This window comes from Enterococcus sp. RTP21361st1_A6_RTP21361_211029, assembly GCF_040910045.1.
GTDB lineage: Bacteria > Bacillota > Bacilli > Lactobacillales > Enterococcaceae > Enterococcus_D > Enterococcus_D gallinarum.
Window position 1 is genome coordinate 45,915 of sequence record NZ_JBDGBK010000001.1, and the last position, 26,461, is coordinate 72,375.

Sequence of the window (26,461 nt, forward strand, 5' to 3'; positions counted from 1 at the left end):
TTCGGATAAAAAGTATAGCATTTTTTTAGACTTTTATCCAATGAAAACGCAAACAAGTCGCGTTAGAATAAAAATATAAGAAAAGGAGGAGAACAAATGTTAAACACAGTGATCTTAAAGAACAACTATCAAGATTCGATCAATCTCATGTTGTTGACGAATACGATCAATGATCTTGATGGCGTGACAATGAGTCAGATCATGATGGGGACAGATGCAAACAAAGATATTTTAAATAACACTGGCTTGCTGACGCCTGAAGCAGAAGCTGCTTCCCCGAATGACATGATGATCGTTGTCGACAGTGAAGACGAGCAAATCATGGAGGAAGTTTTACCGGCGATCGATACCTTTCTAGCTGATCTTTCCGCTAAAGGTGACGACAAAGAGAAACCTGCTGCAGCTTCTTGGCAAGAAGCACTGACTGCTTTGCCGGATGCCAATGTGGCGTTGTTCAGTATTCCGGGAGAATATGGCGCAGCCGAGATGGAAAAGGCTTTGAAGAATGGTCTGCATGTTTTTTCTTTTACGGACAATGTAGCTATTGAAGATGAAGTTCGCTTAAAGAAATTAGCACATGAAAAAGGACTATTAATGATGGGACCAGATTGCGGAACAGGGATCATCTCTAGTATCCCGATTGCCTTCACCAATGTGGTTTCACCTGGAAATATTGGTGTAGTTGGTGCATCAGGGACAGGGATCCAAGAAGTCACAACGATCATCGATCGTCTAGGTGGCGGGGTAGTACATGCAATCGGAACTGGTGGACGTGATCTCAGTGATAAGGTGGGAGCCATCACTGTGAAAGATGCGATCGTCGCTCTGGAAAATCATGAACCAACCGATGTGATTTGTGTCATCTCGAAGCCACCTGCAAAAGAAGTGCGGGATGAAGTCGTTCAATTGCTGCAAAGCATCAGCAAGCCAGTCGTTGCTATTTTCTTAGGAGAAAAACCTGAAGCCCATGAAGGAAAAGTTTACTTGGCACACACATTGGAAGAAACTGCACAAATCGCTGTTGATTTAGCAAATGAAGAAGCTGTCAAACGGAATTATTTTACAAAATTGGACAAACCAAACGTATCCACTTTAGACAAAGACAAAGTTGTTAAAGGCCTTTATTCTGGCGGCACACTAGCTGCTGAAGCGGGCATGTTGATTTCGGAAGCGTTGAACTTAGAAGGTTTAGTCAAGCAAGAAGGATATATTTTGCATTCTCACGGCTACGATGTGATCGATTTAGGCGATGATATTTATACGCAAGGAAAACCTCATCCAATGATCGATCCAGAGGTACGGATTCAAAAAATCGAAGAGTATGCAGAGGATGAACAAACAGGAATTATTTTGTTCGATGTGGTTTTAGGTTACGGTGCACATGAAGATATGGTCGGAGCATTGCTACCTGCCATCGAAGCAGCACAAACAAAAGCTAAAACAGCTGGAGGTGATCTTTACTTCGTGGCTACAGTCTGCGGAACCACGAAAGATCCGCAAAATTATCAAGATGCAGTCGATCGCTTGAAAGCAGCGGGGGTTTATGTAGCAGAAAGCAACGCGAAAGCTGTTCAATTAGCACTCTTGTTAAAAGGTGTCGAAATGTCAGAAGCAGATAAAGCGGTGGAAGACTACACGGGGACAACGATTGATGTACCAACGGTTAGTGAGCAAGTGATGGAATTATTGACAACAAAACCGCGAATCATCAATGTCGGCTTACAAAGTTTTAATGAATCAATCTTGCAATATGGTGGACAAACGGAGCAATTTAACTGGCGTCCTAGAGCGAGCGGCAATAAAAAAATGATTCGCATTCTGGATGCACTGGAAGATTTTGAGGATCAAATTACAGCGGACAACCAAGAAGTGACAGACAAAATCAAGAATGCGCAACCTTTCTTGATCGATGTGGTACCTGCTAAAACAGTCATTGCTGAACTAAATGAGCAGCAAAAAACGTTATTACATGCTGGACCTCCAATTGAGTGGTCAGAAATGACTGGACCGATGCAAGGTTCTTGTATTGGCGCGGCGTTATTTGAACGGTGGGCAACGAATGAAGAAGAAGCACGCCGATTGTTGGAAAGCGGAGAAGTTCGTTTCATGCCTTGTCATCATGTACAAGCTGTTGGCCCGATGGGAGGGATCACTTCTGCAAACATGCCTGTCTTTGTGGTTGAAAATCGTCTGACAGGAAATCGTGCTTACTGTATTTTGAACGAGGGTATCGGTAAAGTGTTACGTTTTGGTGCTTATTCCCAAGAAGTCATTGATCGCTTGGATTGGATCAAAGATGTTTTAGGACCGACGATCGCTAAAGCATTGCAGTTGACAGAAGAAGGCATCAATTTGAATGTCTTGATCGCGCGTTCGATCACGATGGGGGATGAATTCCACCAACGAAACATTGCGGCCTCATTGAACTTCTTGAAAGAAATTTCGCCACTAATCATTCAAACAGATATTCCGGAAGATCAAAAGTACGAAGTTATCAAGTTCTTAGCAGATACTGATCAATTCTTCTTGAATATCATGATGGCTACCGGTAAGGCCATCGTTGACGGTGCTCGTTCAGAAACAAAAGGGACAGTGGTGACAACGATGACCCGTAACGGTGTCAATTTTGGGATTCGTATCGCAGAAACAGAGGACGAATGGCACATTGCCCCGGTCAATACGCCAAAAGGTCTGTACTTTACCGGCTTTACTGAAGCAGACGGTAATCCTGATATCGGAGACAGCGCCATTACGGAAACCGTCGGTGTTGGGGCAATGGCCATGGTTGCTGCACCAGGCGTGACGCGTTTTGTCGGTGCCGGCGGTTTTGAAGATGCCTTGGAAACATCGAATGAAATGGCAAAAATTTGTCTGGGACACAATTCGACATTTTCGATCCCAACATGGGACTTCCAAGGAACATGTTTAGGAATTGACATTCGAAAAGTAGTCGAAACAGGGATCACACCAGTGATCAATACTGGAATCGCCCACAAAGAAGCTGGAGTAGGACAAGTTGGTGCGGGAACGGTTAGAGCACCTCTAGGCTGTTTTGAAAATGCTCTAACAGCTTATGCGAAGAAACTAGGGATCGACGTTGACTGAAAAAATCATTGCGAGTGATTACCTGTCTCCGATCCAGCAATTTGGAGAAATGGGGAAAATCCATAGTGTATTTGATCGTTCATTTAATATTCAAGTCAATGAACAGTTGATCAACATCAATAATTACCGCAGCTATCTGGCAGGATTTGGGATGTATTTACCTGAAGAACAGTTTCGGGCAATCATGCCTTATGTGGAGCCGGGAAATTTAGTCAAGATACGTAGTCATAGTTTGACATTTTATAGTACCAAAGGAACGATTGTTTTGCCTTTGACAGATGTTGCTTTTGTTTCGCTGCAAGTGAAGGACCTTACCTTCACTGCAGCGGAGCGAAACAGCTTAAAAGAAATACTGACCCAGCAAAATTTAGTAGAAAAAATTGGACTTCCTTTAGAAAAACGAGCCTTAGAAATTTTTGAAGTGTTGCGGCATCCCGAGCCAGATTGGCAGCAAGTGACTGCTTATCTAATTGGCCGAGGGAAGGGATTGACACCTAGCGGAGATGATCTATTGGTTGCTTACCAAGCAATGTTTTATGCCTTTGACCAACCAGCGGAGAAGTTAGCAACTGCTCTAGCGGTTCCTTTGTCTACTACTGATGTCAGTAAAGCCTATATTTCCGCCTCTATCAAAGGTTATGTCAATTCATTGATCTATCGATTATTGACTGATTTGAAAAGCCAAGATCAGCAGCTGATCGAAAAAGATGTAAAGGATGTCATGAAAATCGGCCATTCATCGGGCATTGATTTGTGTTTTGGCATGCTGCTAGCATTGGAATCAATCACTTTAGAATAGAAAAGAGGAGAAATCATGGAATCTATCAACCAGCGACCAGCTGAAAAAGTAAGTAACAATTATTGGAAAAAAGTTGTTGCCATTTTCTTTGTGGGTTGGATCTTAATGTATGCCACAAGGACGATCTTTAATCCAATCATGGGTGTGATCGGAGAACAATTCAATTTAAGCAATACGCAACTAGGTCTAGCAAATAGTATCTTCTTCTTGACCTATGCCATCGCCCAAATTCCTTTTGGGATCGTTGGGGACAAAATCGGTCGAAAGCTAGTCATTGCCATTGGTTTTGTACTGCTGGCCGTGACCACGTATTTCAGTGGATTAGCTACGAGTTTTGTCTTGTTCTTAGTCATTCGCGCAGTTGCCGGTATCGGTCAAGGTGCGTATTATGGGCCTCAATACGCGTTATCAACAGAAGCGATTCCAGATAACAAACGAACCGTTGGGAATGCGATTATCAACAGCGGAATGGCTTTTGGGACTTCTGGCGGGTATCTATTGTCAAGTAAACTTGTTTTGGATAATGGCGATCATTGGAGCAAACCATTCTTTATCATGGCGATCCCAACATTGATTCTCGGTATCTTGTTTTACACGGTATTGAAAGAGAAAGTCATCCGTCCTGAAGATGAAGAAAAAGTGGTTAAAGAAGAAGGACCAAAAGAAAAAATCTCTCTTAAACAAATTTTTTCTAATCGTAATTTAGTGGCTGCCTTTATCTTATGTTTTACTAGCATTTATGCAAATTTTGTTATCATTACATGGTTACCACAATTTTTGATCGCAGAACGTGGATTTGAAGGAGCAAGTGTTGGATTTATTGCTTCTCTCGTCCCATGGGCTTCGATTCCTGGTGCCTTGATTTTTGCTCGGTTGAACGACAAAACAGGAGCAACGAAAAAACTGGTGTATTTCTTGGTACCCCTTGCGACACTTTCAGTTTTTGCGATTGCCTTTGTTACAGACCGCACGATATTGATCGCCGTGTTGATTTTGTATGGATTGACGGGCAAGCTTGCTCTTGATCCAATCGTGGTGACATTTGTAACGAAAAATGCACCAGCCGGAGCGTTAGGCACGACGCTTAGTGCCTACAACTTCATCGGAATGTCTGGTTCGATCCTCGCGCCATATGTCACAGGATTTTTAGCAGATTCATTAGGATCAATGCAAGTCGGTTTTTACTTATCGTGTGTGTTGCTGCTGATCGGATTAGGAATATTTGCCGTATTAGCGAAGGAAAATGAGAAGGAGACAGTAAAATGAGTTTAAATGTGATCGCACTAGGCGGAAATGCCATTTTGGATAAAGACCCTAGTGATAGTGGACAAAAAGCGGTAGTTGCTCAAGCAGCCAAATATATTGCTGATTTTGTTGAAAAAGGCGAACAAGTGATTTTGTGTCATGGAAATGGCCCACAAGTCGGTAATTTGCTGCTTCAGCAAAAAGCTGCTGAAAGCGAAAAAAATCCACAGCTGAAATTGGATACCTGTGTTGCGATGACACAAGGAAGTATCGGCTATTGGTTGCAACATGCACTAACCAATGAATTTGCCCAACGGGATGTGCCGCAATCCGTGATTTCTTTAATCACACAAGTCAGAGTGGATAAAAACGATCCTTCTTTCCAGAAACCATCGAAACCGATTGGTCCTTTTTATGATAAAGAAGAAGCGGAAGCAGCGATGGCTAAAACCGGGGGTGTCTATCAAGAAGATGCCGGACGGGGCTACCGAAAAGTGGTTCCTTCTCCGATGCCACAAGAAATCGTCGAAAAAGACGTGATCAAGACCCTAGTCGATGCCGGGGTAATCACGATTTGTGCTGGAGGTGGTGGGGTACCTGTTTATCAAGAAAATCAGCACTATGTTGGCGTGGAAGCAGTCAATGACAAAGATTTTGCAGCCAAGGTTTTGGCAGACAATGTCCAAGCAGATCGTCTGATTATTTTAACGGGTGTTGATAATATCTACATTAACTACAATCAACCAGACCAACAAGCTCTCAAAGAAATCACTGTCGAGCAAGCAGAACAGTATATTGAAGAAGGACACTTTGCTGCTGGCAGTATGTTACCGAAGATCCAGGCAGCCATCGGCTTTGTAAACGAGGATGCGTCAAGGACAGCGATCATTACTTCAATTGAAAATTTAGCTGTACTTGATCAACAGGTAGGGACTATACTCCGCAAATAAAGAGGGGATCAAGGTGAAAATAAAAAAAATACCAATGGTCACACAAATCGTTATTGCTGTTTTGTTGGGGATCGTTTTTGGATTGCTGTTTTCACAAGCGGGCGTTCACTTAAAAATCGTTGGCGATATTTTTCTACGGCTCATGCAAATGGCAATACCGGTATTGATCTTAGGGCAAATCATTCAGGCTGTTGGGGGCATTGCCCCCAAAGAATTGACACGGTTAGGTGGGAAAACAATCGCGGTCTTCGGGATTTCCTCCTTACTTGCTGCGGCTTGGGGTGTCGCAATGGCAGTTTTCTTTACCCCTGGTAAAGGGATCGATTTTTCACAAACGGCTGCTGACACTGTCCAAGCGCAAGAAATCTCACCATCGGAGACGCTGATCAATTTTATTCCTACCAATATTTTCGATGCCTTGTCAAAAGGATCGGTTATTCAGATCATCGTTTTTGCCCTGTTTTTTGGGATTGCTTTAAATCGTTTTTTGCAAAAGAATCCGCAGTCGCAATTATTAACAATCATTGTTGACTTGAATGAAGTCGTGCTGACGATCATCCGCTATGTCATGATTTTAGCGCCCATCGGGATCTTTGCGCTGATTGCTTCAACGATCAGTTCTTTGGGGTTACAGATCATTTTACCTCTAGGAAAGTATCTTCTAATCTATGGGTTAGCCACACTGACGTTTCTTGCCTTATGGATTGTTGCTTTGATGATCTATTGCCGCGTGAATCCATGGCGCTTGATCCAAAATATGAAAAATATGACCATTATGGCATTAGCGACTACCTCGTCCGCCATCACATTACCGGTCGCTATGGAAGAAGCCCAACATAAGCTGGGATTAAGCAGCCGTATCACAAATCTAGTCTTACCACTAGGAATGTCTTTAAATAGTAATGGTTCTGCGATGCATATGGCGATCACAGTGATGACGATTGCCCAGATGTATCAAATGCCTTTTGATTTGATCCAAATGATTACAGTGGCTGTCACTGCAACATTCGTGTCCTTGGCGAATGCAGTTGTTCCGGGAGCTGGCCTCGTTTCACTGGCGATTGTCGTCCCTCAATTAGGACTCCCAATCGAGAGTATCGCGATTTTTGCTGGTGTAGAATGGTTTGTCGGTATGCTGCGAACGATTTTGAATGTCAATTCAGATGTTTATTCTGCGATGATCATTGCGAAATCTGCGGATGAATTGGACTATCAGATATTTAATCAATAAGAGAAAGGAGAAGTCGCTGTTGTCACTATCAGGTACTTCTCCTTTATTGTTAAAGGAGGATTCACGATGGAAGAACTAGTCACTCTTTCTATTACTCAATTGGAAGAATTGATGAAGAAAAAACTGATTGCTGCTGGGTTGCCGCAAGAAGCTGCCAGCGAAACATTTAGCTATTGCAGATGCAACAGGTGTCCATTCCCACGGTGCTGTACGCATGGACTATTATGCCGAACGGATCGCTAAAGGCGGAATCACATTGGCGCCTAAATTATCTTTTGAGAAAACCGGCCCTGCTACAGGGATTTTTCATGGCGACAATGGCATGGGACAATACGTCTGTAATGAAGCGATGAAGATTGCGATCCATCTTGCCAAAGAAGCTGGAATTGCCTATGTCGGTGTCGAACAAACCAGTCATAGTGGTACCATGGCTTATTATGTCAAAAAAGCGGCAGAAGAAGAGTTGATCGCATTAGCGATGTGTCAATCAGATCCAATGGCAGTTCCCTTTGGCGGTACCCGCAATTACTTTGGCACGAACCCAATTGCATTTGCTGCGCCACGAGCGGGACATGAACCCATTGTTTTTGATATGGCTACCACCGTTCAAGCGTGGGGCAAAATACTCGATGCCCGAGCCAAAAATCAGCCGATCCCAGAAAATTGGGCAGTGGACGATACAGGACAACCAACCACAGATCCTACGGACGTTAAAGGATTATTACCGATCGCTGGCGCCAAGGGCTATGGCTTGATGATGATGGTGGATATTTTAGCCGGTTCACTGTTAGGACTGCCTTTCGGGAAACATGTATCTTCTATGTATGCCGATCTCACTGAAAAAAGACGCCTAGGACAAATGTTTCTAGTCATTGATCCCAAACGCTTTACGGATCTTTCGGCATTTAAAGAACAGATGGATCAAATGGTAAATGAATTACATGAAATTCCGCCTGTAGAAGGACAATCAACGGTCTATTATCCAGGCGAGATCAGTCAACTACAGTTTGAGAAAGCAAAGCAAGATGGTGTACAGATTCCGCGTTCCATCTACGAGTACTTGATCAGTGAGATCATCCACCAGAATAAGTATGGAGGGCAAGATGCATTTGCGAAGTAGGTGCTGAACTATTTTATAGTGGAAAATAACGAATAGGTATACGTCTTAAAAAGAAGATAAACATACGTATTGAGGATACATATGTTCATCTTCTTTTATTCTGTGCTAGTTATCTTTGGTAGTAGCATTTTTTGCTGAATAACTAAGATAATAAAATCCAGATACGAGAACTGCACCACCTACTATATTTCCTAGATAGACAGGGATAAAATTTAAAACAAACGCTTTCCAAGTAGCTTCTCCTTCAAAGATTGCTGCGGGAATAACAAAGCAGTTAGCGACACTATGCTGGAATCCAATTGCCACGAAAATCATGACTGGAAACCAGATAGATAGAATCTTTCCTGCCGCATCTTTTGCACCGTAGCATAACCATAATGCGAGTCCAACAAACCAGTTACAGCCAATACCGGAAATGAAGGCTTGTGAAAAAGAAGTGTTTAGCTTGTGCTGCGCTATTTTTATGACCTGTTCTCTAAAGACATCAGTATGCGTCAGTCCAACAAAGTAACCAAAAAAATAGGCAACAAAAATTGCTCCAATCATGTTTGTGATTGTAATCAATACCCAGTTGCCTACAAGCTTCTGATAAGAAATCCGGTGATCGTAAAAGGCAATTGTTACAGCCATCATGTTTCCAGTGATTAATTCCCCGCCAGCTAGTAAAATGACGATTAATCCAATAGGAAAAATTGCTGATCCTAACAATGTCCCTAATCCGGAAAAGTTTGATGGTATGGGGGCGGATACTCGGATATAAGCTAAATATCCCAAAGAAATCATAGCACCGCCAATAAAGCCTAACAAACATTTTGCTATTAGTGTTTTTTTTGTTTTGTTTGCCCCGTTTTTGATTGCTATTTCAACAATTTCTTCTGGTGCGTACATGGTTCGCTTCCTTTCAGTAGATCACTTAAAAAAGGAAGTGTGACAGAAGTATAAACTAGCCAAAAGGTATCCGTTCTCTATAATGATGAATTGTCTTTCTCTTATGATTGTGCTGAAGACCGACTTCACCGTAAATGGTATCATGCAGTTCAGATGTTTAGTTTATTAAAAAGTACTTATATCACAGTTCCTGGGAAAAAATAATCCGTGTTTGATTTAATCAAAAAGCGCATTGATTGCGGCATCGATGCTGCTTTGTTCTGCAAGATAAGGGATAGTGATATGATCAGTCCCTTGATTCATTTTGTTATATTCAATGGACGTTTCAATTGCGTGATCATTTCGAGCCCAGCTTCTACGTGCCACTCCGCCCATCGTATCCCAGGCAATCGCTGACTTGATGATCTCGTCCACTTGTTCTGAACCATCTAGTACAAGTCCAAAACCGCCATTGATTGATTTGCCAATTCCGACACCACCACCGTTATGCAGTGCAATCAAAGACATCCCCCTAGCTGCATTTCCGGCGTAGCATTGTGTAGCCATATCGGCACAAACATTACTTCCATCTTTAATATTTGATGTTTCACGGAATGGAGAATCTGTTCCAGAAACATCATGGTGATCACGTCCTAGCATAACAGGACCAATTTTACCTTCTCGAACCAATTCATTAAATTTAAGTGCAATATTCACTCGCCCCATACAGTCTTGGTATAAGATTCGAGCTTGTGTACCAACGACTAATTGATTTTTTTCTGCATCACGAATCCAGTTGTAATTGTCTCGGTCTTGATAACGGCGAGTCGGATCAATCACTTCCATTGCAGCATGATCTGTTGCGACCAAGTCTTCGTGTTTACCGCTTAAGCACACCCAACGAAATGGACCGTAGCCATAATCGAAAAGCATTGGTCCCATGATATCTTCAACATAAGATGGCCAAATGAAGCCATCCTTATCATCAATCCCATTTTTTGAGATTTCTTTAATGCCAGAATCATAGATTGCTTTCATGAAAGAGTTACCATAGTCAAAGAAATAGGTGCCTTTTGCAACAAGCGACTTGATTACATGGTAATGGCGTTTCAATGTTTCATCCACTAGCTGATGGAATTTTTCACTATTTGTGGCTAATAGTTTTGTTCTTTCTTCAAACGTAATGCCAGCAGGGCAGTATCCTCCATTGTACACATTATGACAAGAGGTTTGATCAGATAGTAAATCAACTGGTACATCATTTTGGTCAATGTATTCCAATAAATCGACAATATTGCCGTGATAGGCAATTGAAGTCTTTTCATTTTTATTTAGATAGCTTGTAGCAATGTTTATTGCTTCTTCTGGAGTTTCCGCAAGATTAGAAATCCATCCTTGTTCTAATCTTGTATCGATTCGTGACTTATCCACTTCAGCAATAATTGCCACTGCATTGGCGATTTCTCCAGCCTTACCCTGAGCGCCAGACATCCCACCAAGTCCAGAGGAAACAAACAGTTTTCCAGCTAAATCGCCATCATCTTTAATTCCAAGTTTCAAACGACCAGCATTCAAAAGGGTATTGAACGTGCCATGAACGATTCCTTGAGGACCAATGTACATCCAGCCGCCAGCGGTCATTTGTCCATAATTGGTTACTCCCATTTCTTCGGCAATTTCCCAGTCATCAATATTATCGTATTCCCCAACTAATAATCCATTCGTGATAATCACACGGGGAGCGTCTTTTTTTGATTTGAAAAGGCCCAAAGGGTGACCTGATTCAATCACCAATGTTTGTTCCTCTGTCATGATTTCGAGATATTTTTTAATCAAGTGATACTGCATCCAGTTGGAACAAACCTGACCAGTTTCTCCATAAGTTACAAGTTCGTAGGGATAAAGCGCCACAGCAAAATCAAGGTTATTATCAATCATTACCTGCATTGCTTTTGCGGCAGTACATTTACCTTTATATGCATCAATTGGTTTGCCATAGATTCTTTCCTTAGGATACCACCGATAACCGTAAATACGCCCACGTGTCTTTAACTCTTCTATAAATTCTGGAATCACGATTTCATGATATTTTGGATGAATGTAACGCAATGCATTTTTTAATGCGAGTTCTGTCTGGTCTTTTGTTAAACGGAATCCGCGATCAGGTGCGCGGCGAATGCCTTCTTGAAAAATAGTTTTTTCAGGTAAAAAGTCATCTAACTTAACTGTCATCGCTTGTTCGATGTCTTGTAATTGAATCATTAATATTTCCTCCTCAAGTGTATAATAATGGTGAATGAATAAAATATTCTTAATCGGCTTACGATTCTCAGTATATATAAGCGGTGTCAACGAAACGTCTATCCGCACAAATAATTTTATTCCAATTTTATAAATGGTTGAGACGCATCGTTTGACTTCTGTTAGACTATGATTTTTTATACTCAGAATATGAATAATTTGTAGAGGAGTAAGAATAATGAAAGCAGAAAAAATTTTAAACAATTTTAGTCAAATTTTTTGTCCGATTGATCAGGGTGCACCATTGAGAGGAAAGCAGATGAGTGAAGCGATAATCATCAACGGAGGCTATATCGCTATCAAGGATGGAAAGATTTTGCACGTAGGGGAAGGACAGCCAAACAATGATTTGGTTGATAAACATACGGAAATTATTGATTACACAGGGAAACTAGCGACACCTGGATTAATTGATTGTCACACACACCTCGTATATGGTGGTAGCCGAGAGCATGAGTTTGCCAAGAAATTAAATGGTGTGCCTTACTTAGAGATTTTAGCTGATGGTGGTGGGATTTTAAGTACAATGAATGCGACTAGACAAGCTTCATTTGACACGCTGTATAATAAATCTGCAGATCTGCTGGATAAAATGCTGATGCATGGTGTGACAACAGTAGAGGCTAAAAGCGGCTATGGATTGAATTGGGAAACAGAAAAAAAACAATTGGAAGTTGCAAAAAAATTGAATAACGAACATGCAATCGATATTGTTTCTACTTTTATGGGAGCTCATGCGATTCCAGCAGAGTATCAGGGACGTTCTAATGAGTTTATTGATTTAATCATTGATGAAATGCTCCCAAAAGTAAAAGCAGAAAAACTAGCAGAATTTTGTGATGTGTTTTGTGAAGAAGGGGTTTTCTCTGCCGAAGAATCTTATCGATTGTTAAAAGCCGCAAAAGAAATGGGATTTAAATTACGTATACACGCGGACGAGATTGCATCGATTGGGGGAGTAGATATTGCTGCACAGTTAGGTGCAGTTAGTGCTGAACACTTAATGATGATAACTGACGAAGGAATCAGAAAGTTGAGCGAAGCCAAAGTTATCGGGAATTTGCTGCCTGGAACCACCTTTAGCTTAATGGAAGACACGTATGCACCAGCAAGAAAAATGATCGACAAGGGTATGGCAATTACATTAACGACAGATAGTAACCCTGGAAGTTGTCCAACAGCAAATTTACAGTTTATTATGCAGTTAGGTTGCTTTATGCAAAAGCTTACTCCAATTCAAGTCTTTAATGCGGTTACGATTAATGCTGCGTATTCTATTTGTCGATCAAAGAGCGTAGGAAGCCTAGACAAAGGAAAATCGGCAGATATTACTATTTTTGATGCACCGAATATCGATTTTCCATTGTATTTTTTTGCGACTAATTTGGTTACACATGTATATAAGGCTGGAGATCTTGTCGTCTCGCAACGTCAGCATAGTTAGAAATCTTTTTGCAGAGAACTCTCCAATTCTAGTGATAGAGTTAGAGAGTTTTTCTTATAAAAGGTTTAGAAGGTTTAGAAGGTTATAATGGACAGTGTTGTAAGCGGTATCTTTATTAGGTTGGTTGTTTTAAAATAAAGATTAGTAAAACTGAAAGAAGGAGCAGTGATGGAGCATACATTGTCGTTTAAATTATTAGGAACACCAACAATAAAAGTGGATGGGAACATAAAAATTTTTTCTTTTTCAAAAATCAATGCTTTGCTGTATTACATGGTGATCAACAAACAAATTAGTCGGGATGAAATAGCAGGTATTTTATGGCCTAGTAAAGATGAAAAAAGTGCCAAGAAGAATTTGCGAAATACAATTTATCAAGCAAATCGCTCGTTGGGAGGGGAATTTATTGTTTCACCGAATAAATCTATTTTGACGTTTAATTCTGATTTAATCATTGAGAGTGATACGTATCGTTTTGAAAAGGATGCTTATGCTCATCTGGAAGACTATCGGGATGAATTTTTAAAAGGATTTTATTTGAAAGATTCCGATCTGTTTGATGCATGGTTGACTAAGATGCGTAATCTCTATGAACATCAATTTATTGAATGCTGCTATCAAAAGGTTGCAGAAGACATTTCATTTCATGCCGTAGCCGATGTAGAAAAAAATATCAGAAAATTAATTGCAATTGATGAATTTGATGAGCGCAATTATCAATTATTGATGCAATTTTATATTGAAAATCATCGCAATGGGAAAGCAATTGAAACCTATTATGAATTGGTAGAGACACTTAGAGATGAATTAGGAATTGAACCAAGTGAAGAAACAAAACAGCTCTATCAAAGAACATTACAGATTGCCAATCAAAAACAGCGAGTAAGTCAAAAAAAACGCGCGAATCACTTTTATGGTCGATCCAATGAAGTGGAGCGCTTGGAGTTGAATTTGGCGAATTTAAAACAAAAAAAGCCATTTCAATCGGTCTTAGTTACTGGAGATTTAGGTGTGGGAAAGTCTTCATTGTGTCAATTAGTCATAGAAAATATTCAATATCCTTATGAGCTATTCAAAGTGACTTGTTATAAAACGGAACAAGAGCATTGCTTGCGTCCATGGCGTGAACTACTGCAACAGATCATCCATTTATTGCAAAGAGAAAAGCTAGCTGAAGTTAGTCAATGGCAACAAACATTTAGTCAACAATTTCCATTTTTTAATGATTTAATAGCACAACGCGTACTTCGGTCCATTGATTCTGTTGAGTTAAATTTTTTAGCACAATGCATATCGGAAGCTTTGCAACAGTTGGGGAAAATAACTCCTGTTGTCATTTTTATTGAAAACTTACAATGGATGGATCGAACCAGTATTAGGCTATTAACGAGTTTAATTCTGCATAACCCCCATCGGGATATCATTTTTATCATGACATTGCAATCAAGCTTTCGCAAGGAAATACAAGACTTTATCGTAAGCGTTCGCCGCTATGAAAAAATTATCACATTGAAATTACTTCCATTTCAAGATTTTGAGGTCAGGGCTTTTTGTGAGAAACAATTGCCTAATCATACGTTCCAAACATCTACAATAGATTTTATTATGAGAGAATCAGAAGGTGTTCCTCTGTACATTAGTGAGTACTTAAATCAATTGGAAGAGAGCAACACATTGGAAAGATTAACGCAAAACATAAAGGATAAGCTTAGTCTACAGTTTGTAAACTTATTGCCTGTAGAAGTGGAATTGATTGACTTGATTTCTTTCTTTCAGAAATTAGCATTTATGAGTGTACTAATTGAGTTAGTCGATGGTCAAAAAGCAGAGGTTTATAAAGCGCTCGATAATTTAATCAAGCAAGGATTGATCAATGAGAATATTTATCTCGATGAAGTATGCTTTAGTTTTAAACATAATAAGATGAAACAATTTATTTATGCACAACAATCAGATATGAAATTACGTGTGATACATGAAAAAATTGCTGTTTTATTAGAGCAAAAGTTAAATGAAGCAAAAAACGATAGCGAATTATTGGCAGCAATCGGGTATCACTATCGTCAGGCGCATCAAGAACTTAAGTCCTTAGATTATGAACTTTCTCATCATCAATTATTTTTACGTATTCAACATGAACTCTTTCCAATCTATCATCAAGAACATTTGGCATCACGTGAATTGGTCAGAAGAGAAGCCCCAAATGAATTAGAAAAATTCAAAGAGATAGGTGCAAGACTTAAAGAAATTGAAGGACAGTATGCAGAAGATAGTACTTATCAGTTGTTGCTCGTCAGATTTCTTTATCTAGAAGGTCGCTTTTTCATCAATTCCGGGGACTATAATCGAGGAATTGAAAACATTCAGCGAGTAATCGTAAAAGCGAAAGACTTTCATCTAACAACCTATTTATTGCGCGGGTATCGTCAAATGATTTATTACTATATTCAAACTGATAATGCGACGGACATGGCACATTATATCGATTTGGCAATGGATGTAGCAATTACTGCCAATAACAACGAATCTATCGGTATTTTATTGCGATTGAAAGGTTTGTATCATCTGATGATCGGTGATTTGGATCAAGCAGAATCGTACATCCAAGAATCGATTACAATTTTTAATATTGCCAACCGTTTTGACGAAAAGTATAACAGCAATATTGCTGCCGCGTATGATTATCTAGCAGAAATCCAGCGTTTGCGGTCTAACTATGAGCAGTCTATCAAACTGCAACAAAAAGCCATCAATTTGTGTGAAGGAAATAATTTGGTGACGAGCTTGGCTATTTTTTATGTTGATATGGGAATTACACTGTATGCAAAAAAAGATTATGATCAAGCGGAAACCTATTTTCTCAAGGCAAATGAATATTTTGAAGTTACTACTTCATTATGGAAAAGGGTTCAGTTAAATGCTTATTTAACATTAATTTACCTTCACAAAAAAGATTATGGAAAAGTGATAGAGTTTATTGAAAAGACAAGCTGTTACCAAAATCAACTAGCTAATCCGCGTGATAGTGGTCTCGTTTATTTTATCAAAGCACTGGTAAAAGAAAAGTGTCTAAATGAGAGGCATGCAAATCTACAATTAAATCATTTGGTTAAAGAAGATTTATCGTACTATTTGACAAAAGCAATGGACAACCTTAGTCAATATCGAGACCGCTATGAGTTGCAAGTTTTAAAAGAATTCTTTCATGTAAATCTATAAGATTGATATCTGAGGCTGTGACAGATGTGATCAGTTTCAAGAAATGAGAAGAAAATTCCGAAAAAGCTATTACTAACCGCTTATTCAGAAGAAGCTGTGACAAAACTTTTGTCACAGCTTCTTTTCACAACTAAGGGTTGAGTCGATAAAGTTTCTTCTTTAGAATGTTCAATGCTGCTTCGGGATAGTTTTGACTTAAAAGTCCCATTGCAGATAAAAGGTAGTCTTGGTCAATAAGAATTTGCGGATCTACTGGTAGCAAAGTATTAGACATGCTCTTGATGTCAGGTTTAACTATTTTTTTAGGAGATTGACTATGAATGATAACGCCACCAGTACCAATGATTGTTTGGAAATTTCGAAGATCTTTTCCATGCTGGTAGTAGATTGTACGATTTGGCGTATATTCTTTTCTTATCTTTCCAGCATGTCTCTCTAAAGCGATAGCCGTTGCCGATTGAGCTAAAAATTGATCAATTAGGCATTCTTCTCGTGTCTTTGGTACATATGTTGGATGACTACATCTATAATAGCAAGCAGCTTGAAGAGTCGTAAATTTCCAAGAAGACAATGCCCTGATTCGATTGGAATCTTCTACAATGCACCTTAGCAAGCTTACTGCAGAAGAACGCATACCGAGATCACCTTCTACGGTACGTTTCAAATAGGGTTCTTCCAATCCTTCAAAGTAAACATTTTCTGCTTGGGGTAAACCATCTCCAACAGAATGAATATCTGTTGTCGCTCCCCCAATGTCAACAACGACTAAATTCCCAAAACCTTTCGAAGCTTGTGTCCCTTCTTTTAATAGCTTGGCTGCAGCTAATACAGCTTTAGGGGTGGGGATGATGGGGGCACTTGCGTGAGCTGCAACTTGATGAATCCCTTTTGAATGAACAATTTTTTCTAAGAAAACTTTTTGGGCAATTTTTCTAACCGGAATAGGATTCAGCTTATTAACATCAGGCATCACGTTTTCGGTAAAGTAAGTATTATTTCGATCTTGCAAGAGCTTAGATAATTCTCCATAGCTGTCTTCGTTGCCAGCTACAATCAATGCAATCTCTGTAGAAAGCTGAGTAAGAAGACGGGCATTGTGACGGATGATTTCTTGATTTCCACCATTACACCCTCCTGTCAACAAAACAACATCTGGCTTTTGTTGTTCTATTTCCTCAAGCTGGTCCAGTGTCAAACGATAACAAAAAGTTTGAAGAATACGACTGCCTGCCCCCAGAGCCGCTCTTTTCGCCGCTTCTAATGTCAAACTCTCAGTTAAACCAATGGCAATCATTTTAAAGCCTCCCCATGCGGAAGAACAGAAATATTCTTCTATCTTTACTTGATCAGAAAATTTTAACGTTTGAAGTAATGCTTTTTTCCCTTCTGTATAGCACAACTGTAACCCGTCTTGACTACTTGTGGGAATCTGAGCTGTATGAAGGACTTCCATGGCGCTAGGATCGACCAGAGTTAATTTTGTATATGTGCTGCCAAAATCAATCAACAAAACAATTTTCTTCATGTTTCCACCTCTTTATTTGCTGATAATTTTCCAAAAGTTCAAAAGAATTATCGGCATAATAATTATTTTTTTCTAATGTTTATGTATAAAAAACGAAGGGCACCGACTATTAAACGTCAAAAATAAAACTTGAAGATTTTTTATGTGTTGATTACAAATTTTTGTTTATGAGTGTACCTATTCAAGCAAAAAAAGTACTTTGTAAAAGAAATCAAAAAGATTAAATAAAGTCTGTCTTGTTTTTTATTCAATGCGCAACGATAGGTTACCTTCAGTTTAAAAAAGAAAGTCAAAAAAAGGTCAAATAAAATAAAAGACAAAAAAATGCGGAAGACAATTAGGAGAATTTTCCAAAAAAAAAACAGAATTTTAATTATGAAAAAATTATGAAAAGCTTTTTTTTACGGAGTTTGCAACCGATTTGAAAGAGTGATAAGCTGATTTCGGTGAATGAAAGCGGTAACAAATAAATTGGGATATTAGGAGGTGTTGAAATAAAAATAACGCTATTCATAGATTTTTTTTAATGTAGTAAGAACAAATTTATGCCGTACCTAAAGTTCAAAATAAAAACAAGGAGCAATAGACCATGACAAAATTAATTGAATGTATTCCGAACTTCAGTGATGGAAGAAATCAAAAGGTTATTGATGGGTTGGTGGAGATCGCTAAGAATGTTAAAGGTGTCACATTGTTGGATCATTCTTCTGACACATCTCATAATCGTAGTGTTTTTACACTCGTTGGTGATGAAGAAGGAATCCAAGAAGTAGTATTTCAATTAGTGAAGTTTGCAAGTGAGAATATTGATATGACGAAGCATCAAGGAGAACATCCTCGTATGGGGGCAACAGATGTGGTTCCTTTTGTGCCGATCAAAGATGTCACCATGGAAGAGTGCATTGCTATTTCTAAGAAAGTAGCTCAACGAATCAATGAAGAATTACAGATTCCCATTTTTCTATATGAAGATTCAGCCACTACACCCGTACGTAAAAATTTAGCGAAGATCCGCAAAGGACAATTTGAGAAAATGCCAGAAAAACTTTTGGAAGAAGAATGGCAACCAGATTATGGCGAACGCAAAATTCATCCAACCGCTGGTGTCACAGCAGTGGGTGCCAGAATGCCTTTAGTTGCATTCAATGTGAATTTGGATACAGATAATATTGAGATTGCCAATAAAATCGCTAAAATTGTTCGCGGATCCTCTGGAGGATGGAAATACTGCAAGGGTATTGGTGTCATGCTTGAAGATCGTAATATTGCTCAAGTATCTATGAATATGGTGAACTTCGAGAAAACACCGCTGTATCGTGTGTTTGAAACGATTCGCTTTGAAGCAAAACGTTATGGTGTGTCGGTTATTGGCAGTGAAGTAATCGGATTAACGCCAGCAAAAGCCTTGATTGATTGTGCTGAATATTATTTACAGATTGAAGAGTTCAATTATAATAAGCAAGTTTTCGAAAATCATTTATTGAATTGATAGGGGGATTGTCATGAAACTCGTTGAGATGCAAATAAACGATTTCATTGCTGTTTTAGGTTCGGATACACCGGCACCAGGTGGGGGATCTGCTTCAGCATTAGCTGCCGCACAAGGAATTGCTTTGACAAAGATGGTGACAGAACTCACGATTGGCAAAAAAAAATATGCAGAGTTCGAAGACGAAATTGAATTACTGCAAAAAAAAGCTAAATCTTTGCAAGAGGGTTTACTCAGGGCAATTGATGAAGATACAGAAGCTTTTAATCAAGTGTCAGCTGTTTTTGGACTCCCAAAAACAACCGAAGAAGAAAAAAAAGCCCGCCGAGAAGCAATGCAGAGTGCTTTAAAAGGAGCAGCTGTTACACCTTTTTCTATGATGGAAAAAATTGTGGATGCGTTAAAAGTCACACAGGCTGCGGTTGGCAAATCAAATACCAATGCTGCTAGTGATTTGGGAGTAGCTGCTTTGAATTTAAAGGCAGCTTTACAAGGTGCGTGGTTGAATGTATTGATTAACCTTGCAAGCATCAAAGACGAAATGTTTGTTCGCCAATACCGCAAAGCCGGGGAATCGCTAGTTGAGGAAGGCAGCAAAATTGCTGATGCAACCTATCAACAAATACTTGAATCGCTGTAATCATTTAGATTGGTAGATAGAAAGGAAGTTTATGGACATGGTCTTATCAGATATTGAAATTGCAAATTCTGTTGTGATGAAGCCGATTGAAGAAATTGCTGAATCAATTGGTATTGCTAAAGAAAATCTGTCTCTTTATGGAAAATATAAAGCAAAGATCAATAATATTGAGTCATTGGATGACAACGAGGATGGCAAGCTCATTCTAGTGACCGCAATTACGCCTACACCTGCTGGAGAAGGAAAAACCACTACTTCAGTAGGTCTCGTCGATGCATTGACAGCCATTGGGAAAAAAGCAGTGATTGCATTACGCGAGCCTTCATTAGGTCCTGTATTTGGTGTGAAAGGTGGTGCTGCTGGTGGTGGACATGCTCAAGTAGTCCCAATGGAGGACATCAACTTACATTTTACCGGTGATTTTCATGCAATTAGTGCCGCCAATAATTTATTAGCGGCACTATTAGATAATCATATTCATCAGGGGAACCTTCTCCAAATTGATTCTCGCAGAATTACTTGGAAACGTGTGGTAGATATGAATGATCGCCAATTGCGTCACATTGTAAATGGTCTTCAAGGACGAGTAAATGGCGTGCCACGTGAGGATGGGTATGACATTACAGTTGCATCAGAAATTATGGCCATTCTATGCTTAGCTAACGATATTGCTGACTTAAAAAATAAGCTGAGAAAAATCATCGTTGCATATAATTACGATGGGGAGCCGGTAACTGCTGGGGATTTGAAAGCAGAAGGGGCAATGGCCGCCCTATTAAAAGAGGCAATTCAGCCAAATATTGTACAGACATTGGAGCATGCCCCTGCTTTTATTCACGGAGGTCCATTTGCAAATATCGCACATGGATGCAACAGCGTATTGGCAACGAAACTTGCGCTAAAGTATGCCGATTATGCAGTGACAGAGGCCGGCTTTGGCGCTGACTTGGGAGCTGAGAAATTTATAGATATCAAATGTCGTTTAGCTAATCTACGACCAGATGCGGTTGTTTTGGTAGCAACGATTCGTGCGTTAAAAATGCACGGTGGCGTGAAGAAAAGCGATTTAGGAATAGAAAATGTCGATGCAGTATTTGCTGGAATACCTAACTTGTCTAAACACTTAGAGAATATTAAAGAAGTATACGGGATGCCAGTTGTTGTAGCTATTAACAAATTTCCAACAGATACAGATGCAGAATTAGCTGCGGTAGAGAAAGCTTGTAAAGAAATGGACGTTGCAGTTGTTCTATCTGATGTTTGGGGGAAAGGAAGTGCTGGCGGTAAAGAGCTGGCGGAAAAAGTAGTTGCACTAGCAGAAGAGCCAAATCATTTTAGCTATGTCTATGATTTGGATGATTCAATTGAAGAAAAACTAAATAAAATCGTCCAAAAAGTATACGGTGGGGCAGGCGTAGAATTGGCACCAAGTGCGAAAAAAGAATTAAAGGAATTGGAACGTCTTGGATTTGGTAATTATCCAATTTGTATGGCAAAAACCCAATACTCATTTTCAGATGATGCGTCACTACTTGGAGCGCCAAAAGATTTTACTGTGATGATCCGTAATCTCAAAGTATCTGCCGGGGCAGGATTTATTGTTGCGTTGACAGGAGCTGTTATGACGATGCCGGGATTACCAAAATCTCCAGCAGCTGAAAGAATTGATATTGATGAAAAAGGAAATATAACCGGATTATTCTAGCAGTTTAGAGCTATTTTACAAGGAGGTGGAGGGAACTCTCTTTGTAAAATAGCTAACATGAACTGCTTACTAGAATAAAACGTGTAATTGAAAACGTTTTACAATAAAAAAAGAAGAGGTGAAATAGTATGCAAAAAGATGTCGAGGTTTCAGAGATAACGGATATTAAAGACATTGACTCCGCAGAGCTAGCGAAAAATGAGAATGCAAAATTTAGCTTTGGTGGTGCGACGCTATACGGAATCAATGCAGTAATTGGTTCAGGAATTTTTCTTTTGCCCCGAACCATTTACCAAGATTTAGGTCCTGCTTCTCTTGTTGCAATGGTTTTAGATGCGGTTTTGGTTTTGATGTTGGCCGTTTGCTTCGCCGAAGTTGCGGGTTACTTCAATAAGAATGGCGGAGCTTTCCAATATTCGAAAACAGCATTTGGCGATTTTATTGGATTTAATGTTGGTGTTCTGGGGTGGTTTGTGACGATTATTGCGTGGGCTGCAATGGCTGCAGGTTTTGCGAAACTTCTGATCCAAACTTTTCCAGCGTTAGAAGGACAGAATACATTGATTAGCATTTGTTTGGTTATTTTCTTATCTGTGATTAATAGTATGGGGATTAAGACTTCAAAAATTTTTACGATTGTTATTACAATAGCTAAATTGATTCCAATTATTGCCTTCACACTGATTGCAGTTTTTTTCATCAAAAATGGAATCAATCAAGGAAACTTTACACCGTTTCTACAATTGAATCCTGACATGACTTTATCTAAAGCCATGGCCTCAACGTCACTCACTGTCTTTTATGCTTTTATTGGTTTTGAAGCTTTACCTGTAGTAGCTGGAGAAATGCGGAATGCCAAAAAAAATGTGCCAAAAGCGATTATTGGATCCATAAGTATTGTTTCGCTGCTTTATTTTATGATTATTGCGGGAACGATTGCCATGCTTGGAACGGGAATTTTACAAAGCAATGCGCCAGTTCAAGATGCTTTTGTTGAAATGATTGGACCAGCTGGGAAATGGATTATTTCAATCGGGGCCTTGATTTCAATTGCTGGCTTGAATATGGGAGATTCTCTGATGATTCCGCGATATGGAGCTTCAATCGCGGATGAAGGATTGTTACCTAAGGTGATTGCTAAAAAAAATAATAAAAATGCACCTATCGTTGCTATTATTTTTTCTGGTTTACTAACCATAGCTTTTCTACTAAGCGGATCATTTGAACAATTAGCGGAACTGTCCGTAGTCTTTCGTTTCTTCCAGTACATTCCGACTGCATTGGCAGTTATTTGGTTGAGAAAAAAAGACATGGAAAATGTGCCTGCTTTCCGGCTGCCGTTTGGTCCAGTCATTCCAATTATCTCCATAGTTGTTAGTATTTGGATGGTCGCTGCGGCCAATCCGATCAATTTAATAGCTGGAGTTATTGGAGTTATAGTAGCAAGCATCTTGTATCTACTCTTAAACAATAATAAATCGAAGCAAGTAAATTAGAAAACTTGTGGAAACTGATACTTGGAAGGAATTTATTAGAAAAGTGGGGAATAAAACGATGAAAATGTTGATAAAAGAAGAAGCTCAGAATACCATTCCTAGTCAAGAAATGATTATTTTGGATGGTGCTAGCCTAACTTTAGAAGACGTAGTGGCTGTAGCACGCAACCATCGTCAATGTGTAATAGCCGAAAGTGCCAAAGAAGCAGTGAAAGAGTCGCGCAGGATTGTTGATAAAATTGTAGAGGAACGTCGTGTTGTTTATGGAGTCAATACGGGATTTGGTTCTCTTTGTAATGTCAGTATTTCAAAAGAAGACACTGTGCAATTACAAGAAAATTTGATTCGTACTCATTCTGCTGGTTACGGCGAGCCATTTTCGGAAGATATTGTACGAGCTATTATGCTGATTCGAATTAATTCGTTGATTAAAGGCTATTCTGGTATTCGTTTAAGCACTGTAGAAGCATTGTTAGCGATGTTGAACGTAGGTGTCCATCCCTACATTCCAGAGAAAGGCTCATTAGGAGCATCCGGTGATCTAGCCCCATTAGCTCATATGGTTTTACCATTACTAGGTTTAGGTAAGGCTTATTATAAGGGCACGTTGTATTCTGGGAAAGAAGCAATGGAAAAAGCAGGATTGAAAATGATTCAATTAAGTGCCAAAGAAGGATTAGCTTTTATCAATGGGACAACAGTTTTGAACGCGGTTGGGGCATTGGCAACGTATGATGCTATTCAGTTATTAAAACTTTCAGATGTTGCAGGAGCACTCTCATTGGAAGTTCATGACGGAATTTCTAGTCCTTTTAAAGAAGACCTTCATACGATTCGCCCGCAAAGTGGGCAATTAGCAACCGCTCGTAATATTCGTCGTTTAATTGAAGATAGTAAATATATTACGGAAGCGACACCAGATCATGTTCAAGATCCTTACACATTACGTTGTATGCCGCAAATTCATGGTGCTAGTAAAGATTCGATTGCATATGTAAAAGAAAAAGTAGAAATTGAGATTAATTCAGTTACTGATAATCCAATCATTTCTAGAAATGGTGAAGTGATTTCCGGAGGGAATTTTCATGGAGAACCTTTGGCGCAACCATTTGATTTTTTGGGTATTGCTGCCGCTGAGATTGGCAATGTATCTGAACGAAGAGTAGAACGATTGGTGAATCACCAATTAAGTAATCTGCCTTCGTTCTTGGTGAAACATCCGGGGTTGAACTCTGGTTTTATGATCACACAATATGCATGTGCATCTCTGGTTTCAGAAAATAAAATCTTGGCACACCCAGCTAGTGTAGATTCAATACCATCCTGTGAAAATCAAGAAGACTTTGTTAGCATGGGTACAACTGCTGCCCGAACAGCTCTAGAAATCGTCAAAAATTCTCGGCGGGTCGTTGCAACTGAAATCATGGCGGCTTGCCAAGCACTAGACATCAAAGGATATCAGTCAGGACTTGGCAAAGGCACAAAAGCAGCTTATCTTGCATTTCGTCGACAAGTAAACTTTATTGAGCATGATAAAGACATCGAAATGTATGATGAATTAAACAAAGCAACTACCGTTTTAGAAGATAGAGATTTCTTAAAAGAAATTGAGAAACAAGTGACATTGGATCTGCAGTTTTAAAGGTATGACCTGATTTGTGCCGATTGACCGATATCAGAGGAAGAGATGTCTTCCTTTTATTTAAAGAAAAGGAAAGAGGATTATGTCACGTTTTAAAAGAATAGATATCTGGCAAGAGGTGGTTACAAAATTAACAGTGATTCTTATTTATGCCTTTTTATATTCCTTGGCGCTGAATCTTTTTTGGCAGCCAGGGAATATTTATGCCGGCGGCTTAACTGGGATCGCACAAATCATTGCGACTGGTCTTGCTAAAAGCCATATTGAAGTCCCTATTTCAGTTATATATTATCTCCTGAATGTTCCAATGTTTATGCTTGCATGGTTCAAAATTAATCGCAAGTTTGTCATCTATACGGTTATTTGTGTAACGGTTGCATCATTTGCCATCCACATCGTCCCAAGTACTGAGCTAACTACAGATCCGATTATTTGCGCCATTTTTGGGGGAACAATCAATGGCTTTTCTTTGGGGCTGGCATTAAAATATGGACTTTCAACTGGTGGTATGGATGCGCTCATTCTTACAATCAGACAAATCACCGGTCGAAGCATTGGCGTGATTTCGATTGTTTTGAATGGAGTCATTGTATTGGTAGCCGGTTATTTATTTGGCTGGCCCTATGCTTTTTATAGTGTTTTATCCATTTTTATAAGTGGAAAAGTTACAGATCTAGTGTATGTCAAACATAAAAAAGTTCAGGTGACGATTATTACGCAAAAGCCGAATGAAGTTATCCCAGCTCTGCAAGAAAAATTAAGTCGTGGAATCACGATCATTCCATATGCACTAGGCGCATATAATCAAGAAACTCAAACGATTCTGATTTTGGTTATTACTACTTACGAAATGGAAATTTTGGATCAAATCATGAAAGATGTTGATCAAAAGGCTTTTGTCAGTGTGGCACAAGATATTAAAATTTTGAGTCAATTTGAAGAATTAGATATTGTTTAAGGAAGAAGTGTGGGAACAATCGAGAAGAAAACATGTGAAGATTACTTGTCCACAAAGTGGTCTGGAGGCCAGACTACAGAACTTTTAGTGGAACCTGATTCAAGTAGCTTAGCTAAACGAGATTTTGATTTCCGTCTCTCAACTGCGACAGTGATTATGAATACCGTGGAATTTTCTGACTTTACTGGTTATCAACGAATCCTTATGTCTTTGGATAATCCAGTTAGATTAGGGCAATTAGGTTCTTGGATTAGCCTAAATGCTTTTGAGCCCCACCATTTCGATGGTAAATTAAAAACAACGTGTCAGGGTGAGTGTCAAGATTTTAATGTTATTTTTAAAGACGATTACGACGTCTTTGTTCAGGCGCTTAAAGGAAATGAGATGCATTTTATTAAACCGCAGACTATTGCTGTCATTTATGCATTGGAGAATCTTTCAATAGTGCTTCTGGGCGATAGGACACAGCGACAAATGTTGCAAAAAAATGAAATGCTGGTTATAAAAGATGAAACATTTATACAAGTGGAATCTAGTTCATCAGAGAAACAGAATCTTGCAAACAACAGGATTGCTGTTTTGACAAAAATAAAAAAACAGAGTAGAAGATAGAGCGTTAAGTGCTATAAGGATGGGATGTTGCCTTTTAGACGAAGAAACAAATTTCACGATTCTATCTTTGCATTCGCTGCATAAATTAATTGTGTAGCAGCTCTATTAAAGGA

At 39.3% G+C, this 26,461-nt stretch carries 17 protein-coding genes, 1 pseudogene and 1 riboswitch; of the genes and pseudogenes, 15 read left to right on the plus strand and 3 right to left on the minus strand.

Going from position 1 to position 26,461, the window contains the following annotated elements:
• Positions 1–96 precede the first annotated feature (96 nt).
• The 6 genes and pseudogenes from fdrA to allD all read left to right on the plus strand — a co-directional run bounded on the left by fdrA (position 97) and on the right by allD (position 8,450).
• The gene (fdrA, locus tag AB5Z52_RS00225) at positions 97–3,105 is read left to right on the plus strand and encodes a DUF1116 domain-containing protein (protein ID WP_034706799.1); all 3,009 of its coding nucleotides are present in this window, start codon (positions 97–99) and stop codon (positions 3,103–3,105) included.
• Complete coding sequence (locus AB5Z52_RS00230) at positions 3,098–3,904, plus strand: DUF2877 domain-containing protein (protein WP_368243333.1); 807 nt, start codon at positions 3,098–3,100, stop codon at positions 3,902–3,904. Before fdrA ends, AB5Z52_RS00230 begins: the two co-directional genes overlap by 8 nt.
• A gap of 15 nt (positions 3,905–3,919) precedes the next feature.
• The gene (locus tag AB5Z52_RS00235; RefSeq protein WP_003125713.1) at positions 3,920–5,170 is read left to right on the plus strand and encodes an MFS transporter; all 1,251 of its coding nucleotides are present in this window, start codon (positions 3,920–3,922) and stop codon (positions 5,168–5,170) included.
• Complete coding sequence (gene arcC / locus AB5Z52_RS00240; protein ID WP_003125714.1) at positions 5,167–6,099, plus strand: carbamate kinase; 933 nt, start codon at positions 5,167–5,169, stop codon at positions 6,097–6,099. The genes AB5Z52_RS00235 and arcC overlap by 4 nt, the downstream gene beginning before the upstream one ends.
• Positions 6,100–6,112: 13 nt before the next feature.
• Positions 6,113–7,330 (plus strand): dicarboxylate/amino acid:cation symporter, encoded by a 1,218-nt coding sequence (locus tag AB5Z52_RS00245; protein ID WP_288551426.1) that lies wholly within the window; start codon positions 6,113–6,115, stop codon positions 7,328–7,330.
• A 66-nt stretch (positions 7,331–7,396) separates the two neighbouring features.
• Positions 7,397–8,450, plus strand: a pseudogene (gene allD, locus AB5Z52_RS00250) (ureidoglycolate dehydrogenase).
• Positions 8,451–8,555: 105 nt separating this feature from the next.
• Here the strand turns inward: allD and AB5Z52_RS00255 are convergent.
• Together AB5Z52_RS00255 and AB5Z52_RS00260 are read right to left on the minus strand one after the other, a co-directional pair.
• Positions 8,556–9,338: a formate/nitrite transporter family protein gene (locus AB5Z52_RS00255; protein WP_003125717.1), complete on the minus strand. Its 783-nt coding sequence runs from the start codon at positions 9,336–9,338 to the stop codon at positions 8,556–8,558.
• Between the two features lie 216 nt (positions 9,339–9,554).
• The gene (locus AB5Z52_RS00260; RefSeq protein ID WP_003125719.1) at positions 9,555–11,579 is read right to left on the minus strand and encodes a urocanate hydratase; all 2,025 of its coding nucleotides are present in this window, start codon (positions 11,577–11,579) and stop codon (positions 9,555–9,557) included.
• A gap of 217 nt (positions 11,580–11,796) precedes the next feature.
• On the opposite strand from AB5Z52_RS00260, the gene hutI reads away from it, so the two are divergent.
• Together hutI and AB5Z52_RS00270 are read left to right on the plus strand one after the other, a co-directional pair.
• Positions 11,797–13,062, plus strand: coding sequence for an imidazolonepropionase (gene hutI / locus AB5Z52_RS00265; RefSeq protein WP_003125720.1), 1,266 nt, complete (start codon positions 11,797–11,799; stop codon positions 13,060–13,062).
• Between the two features lie 168 nt (positions 13,063–13,230).
• Entirely contained in the window at positions 13,231–16,281 is a 3,051-nt protein-coding gene (locus AB5Z52_RS00270) for an AAA family ATPase (RefSeq protein ID WP_003125721.1), read from the plus strand.
• 130 nt (positions 16,282–16,411) lie between these two features.
• Here AB5Z52_RS00270 and glmL read toward each other — a convergent pair whose 3' ends face one another.
• Positions 16,412–17,806 (minus strand): methylaspartate mutase accessory protein GlmL, encoded by a 1,395-nt coding sequence (gene glmL / locus AB5Z52_RS00275; protein WP_288551427.1) that lies wholly within the window; start codon positions 17,804–17,806, stop codon positions 16,412–16,414.
• A 589-nt stretch (positions 17,807–18,395) separates the two neighbouring features.
• On the opposite strand from glmL, the gene ftcD reads away from it, so the two are divergent.
• From ftcD to AB5Z52_RS00310, 7 genes are all read left to right on the plus strand, one after another.
• Positions 18,396–19,295 (plus strand): glutamate formimidoyltransferase, encoded by a 900-nt coding sequence (gene ftcD / locus AB5Z52_RS00280; RefSeq protein WP_003125723.1) that lies wholly within the window; start codon positions 18,396–18,398, stop codon positions 19,293–19,295.
• 13 nt (positions 19,296–19,308) lie between these two features.
• On the plus strand, positions 19,309–19,935 hold the full coding sequence (locus AB5Z52_RS00285; protein ID WP_003125724.1) for a cyclodeaminase/cyclohydrolase family protein: 627 nt from the start codon (positions 19,309–19,311) through the stop codon (positions 19,933–19,935).
• A 37-nt stretch (positions 19,936–19,972) separates the two neighbouring features.
• Complete coding sequence (locus AB5Z52_RS00290; RefSeq protein WP_034704066.1) at positions 19,973–21,640, plus strand: formate--tetrahydrofolate ligase; 1,668 nt, start codon at positions 19,973–19,975, stop codon at positions 21,638–21,640.
• A 128-nt stretch (positions 21,641–21,768) separates the two neighbouring features.
• Positions 21,769–23,136, plus strand: coding sequence for an APC family permease (locus tag AB5Z52_RS00295; RefSeq protein ID WP_003125727.1), 1,368 nt, complete (start codon positions 21,769–21,771; stop codon positions 23,134–23,136).
• A gap of 109 nt (positions 23,137–23,245) precedes the next feature.
• On the plus strand, positions 23,246–24,778 hold the full coding sequence (hutH, locus tag AB5Z52_RS00300; RefSeq protein WP_003125729.1) for a histidine ammonia-lyase: 1,533 nt from the start codon (positions 23,246–23,248) through the stop codon (positions 24,776–24,778).
• An 82-nt stretch (positions 24,779–24,860) separates the two neighbouring features.
• On the plus strand, positions 24,861–25,736 hold the full coding sequence (locus AB5Z52_RS00305) for a YitT family protein (protein WP_003125730.1): 876 nt from the start codon (positions 24,861–24,863) through the stop codon (positions 25,734–25,736).
• Between the two features lie 9 nt (positions 25,737–25,745).
• Positions 25,746–26,348: a HutD family protein gene (locus AB5Z52_RS00310; protein ID WP_003125731.1), complete on the plus strand. Its 603-nt coding sequence runs from the start codon at positions 25,746–25,748 to the stop codon at positions 26,346–26,348.
• Positions 26,332–26,429: riboswitch (THF riboswitch) on the plus strand. It overlaps the preceding gene by 17 nt.
• The last annotated feature ends 32 nt before the right edge of the window (positions 26,430–26,461 follow it).

What these genes read in the sequence shown, in the direction of transcription:
- glmL (WP_288551427.1), bottom strand. Translation starts at nt 17,806, where the DNA reads ATGAAGAAAATTGTTTTGTTGATTGATTTTGGCAGCACATATACAAAA.
- arcC (WP_003125714.1), top strand. Translation starts at nt 5,167, where the DNA reads ATGAGTTTAAATGTGATCGCACTAGGCGGAAATGCCATTTTGGATAAA.
- hutH (WP_003125729.1), top strand. Translation starts at nt 23,246, where the DNA reads ATGATTATTTTGGATGGTGCTAGCCTAACTTTAGAAGACGTAGTGGCT.
- AB5Z52_RS00285 (WP_003125724.1), top strand. Translation starts at nt 19,309, where the DNA reads ATGAAACTCGTTGAGATGCAAATAAACGATTTCATTGCTGTTTTAGGT.
- fdrA (WP_034706799.1), top strand. Translation starts at nt 97, where the DNA reads ATGTTAAACACAGTGATCTTAAAGAACAACTATCAAGATTCGATCAAT.
- hutI (WP_003125720.1), top strand. Translation starts at nt 11,797, where the DNA reads ATGAAAGCAGAAAAAATTTTAAACAATTTTAGTCAAATTTTTTGTCCG.
- AB5Z52_RS00295 (WP_003125727.1), top strand. Translation starts at nt 21,769, where the DNA reads ATGCAAAAAGATGTCGAGGTTTCAGAGATAACGGATATTAAAGACATT.
- AB5Z52_RS00290 (WP_034704066.1), top strand. Translation starts at nt 19,973, where the DNA reads ATGGTCTTATCAGATATTGAAATTGCAAATTCTGTTGTGATGAAGCCG.
- AB5Z52_RS00305 (WP_003125730.1), top strand. Translation starts at nt 24,861, where the DNA reads ATGTCACGTTTTAAAAGAATAGATATCTGGCAAGAGGTGGTTACAAAA.
- AB5Z52_RS00255 (WP_003125717.1), bottom strand. Translation starts at nt 9,338, where the DNA reads ATGTACGCACCAGAAGAAATTGTTGAAATAGCAATCAAAAACGGGGCA.
- AB5Z52_RS00235 (WP_003125713.1), top strand. Translation starts at nt 3,920, where the DNA reads ATGGAATCTATCAACCAGCGACCAGCTGAAAAAGTAAGTAACAATTAT.
- ftcD (WP_003125723.1), top strand. Translation starts at nt 18,396, where the DNA reads ATGACAAAATTAATTGAATGTATTCCGAACTTCAGTGATGGAAGAAAT.
- AB5Z52_RS00270 (WP_003125721.1), top strand. Translation starts at nt 13,231, where the DNA reads ATGGAGCATACATTGTCGTTTAAATTATTAGGAACACCAACAATAAAA.
- AB5Z52_RS00260 (WP_003125719.1), bottom strand. Translation starts at nt 11,579, where the DNA reads ATGATTCAATTACAAGACATCGAACAAGCGATGACAGTTAAGTTAGAT.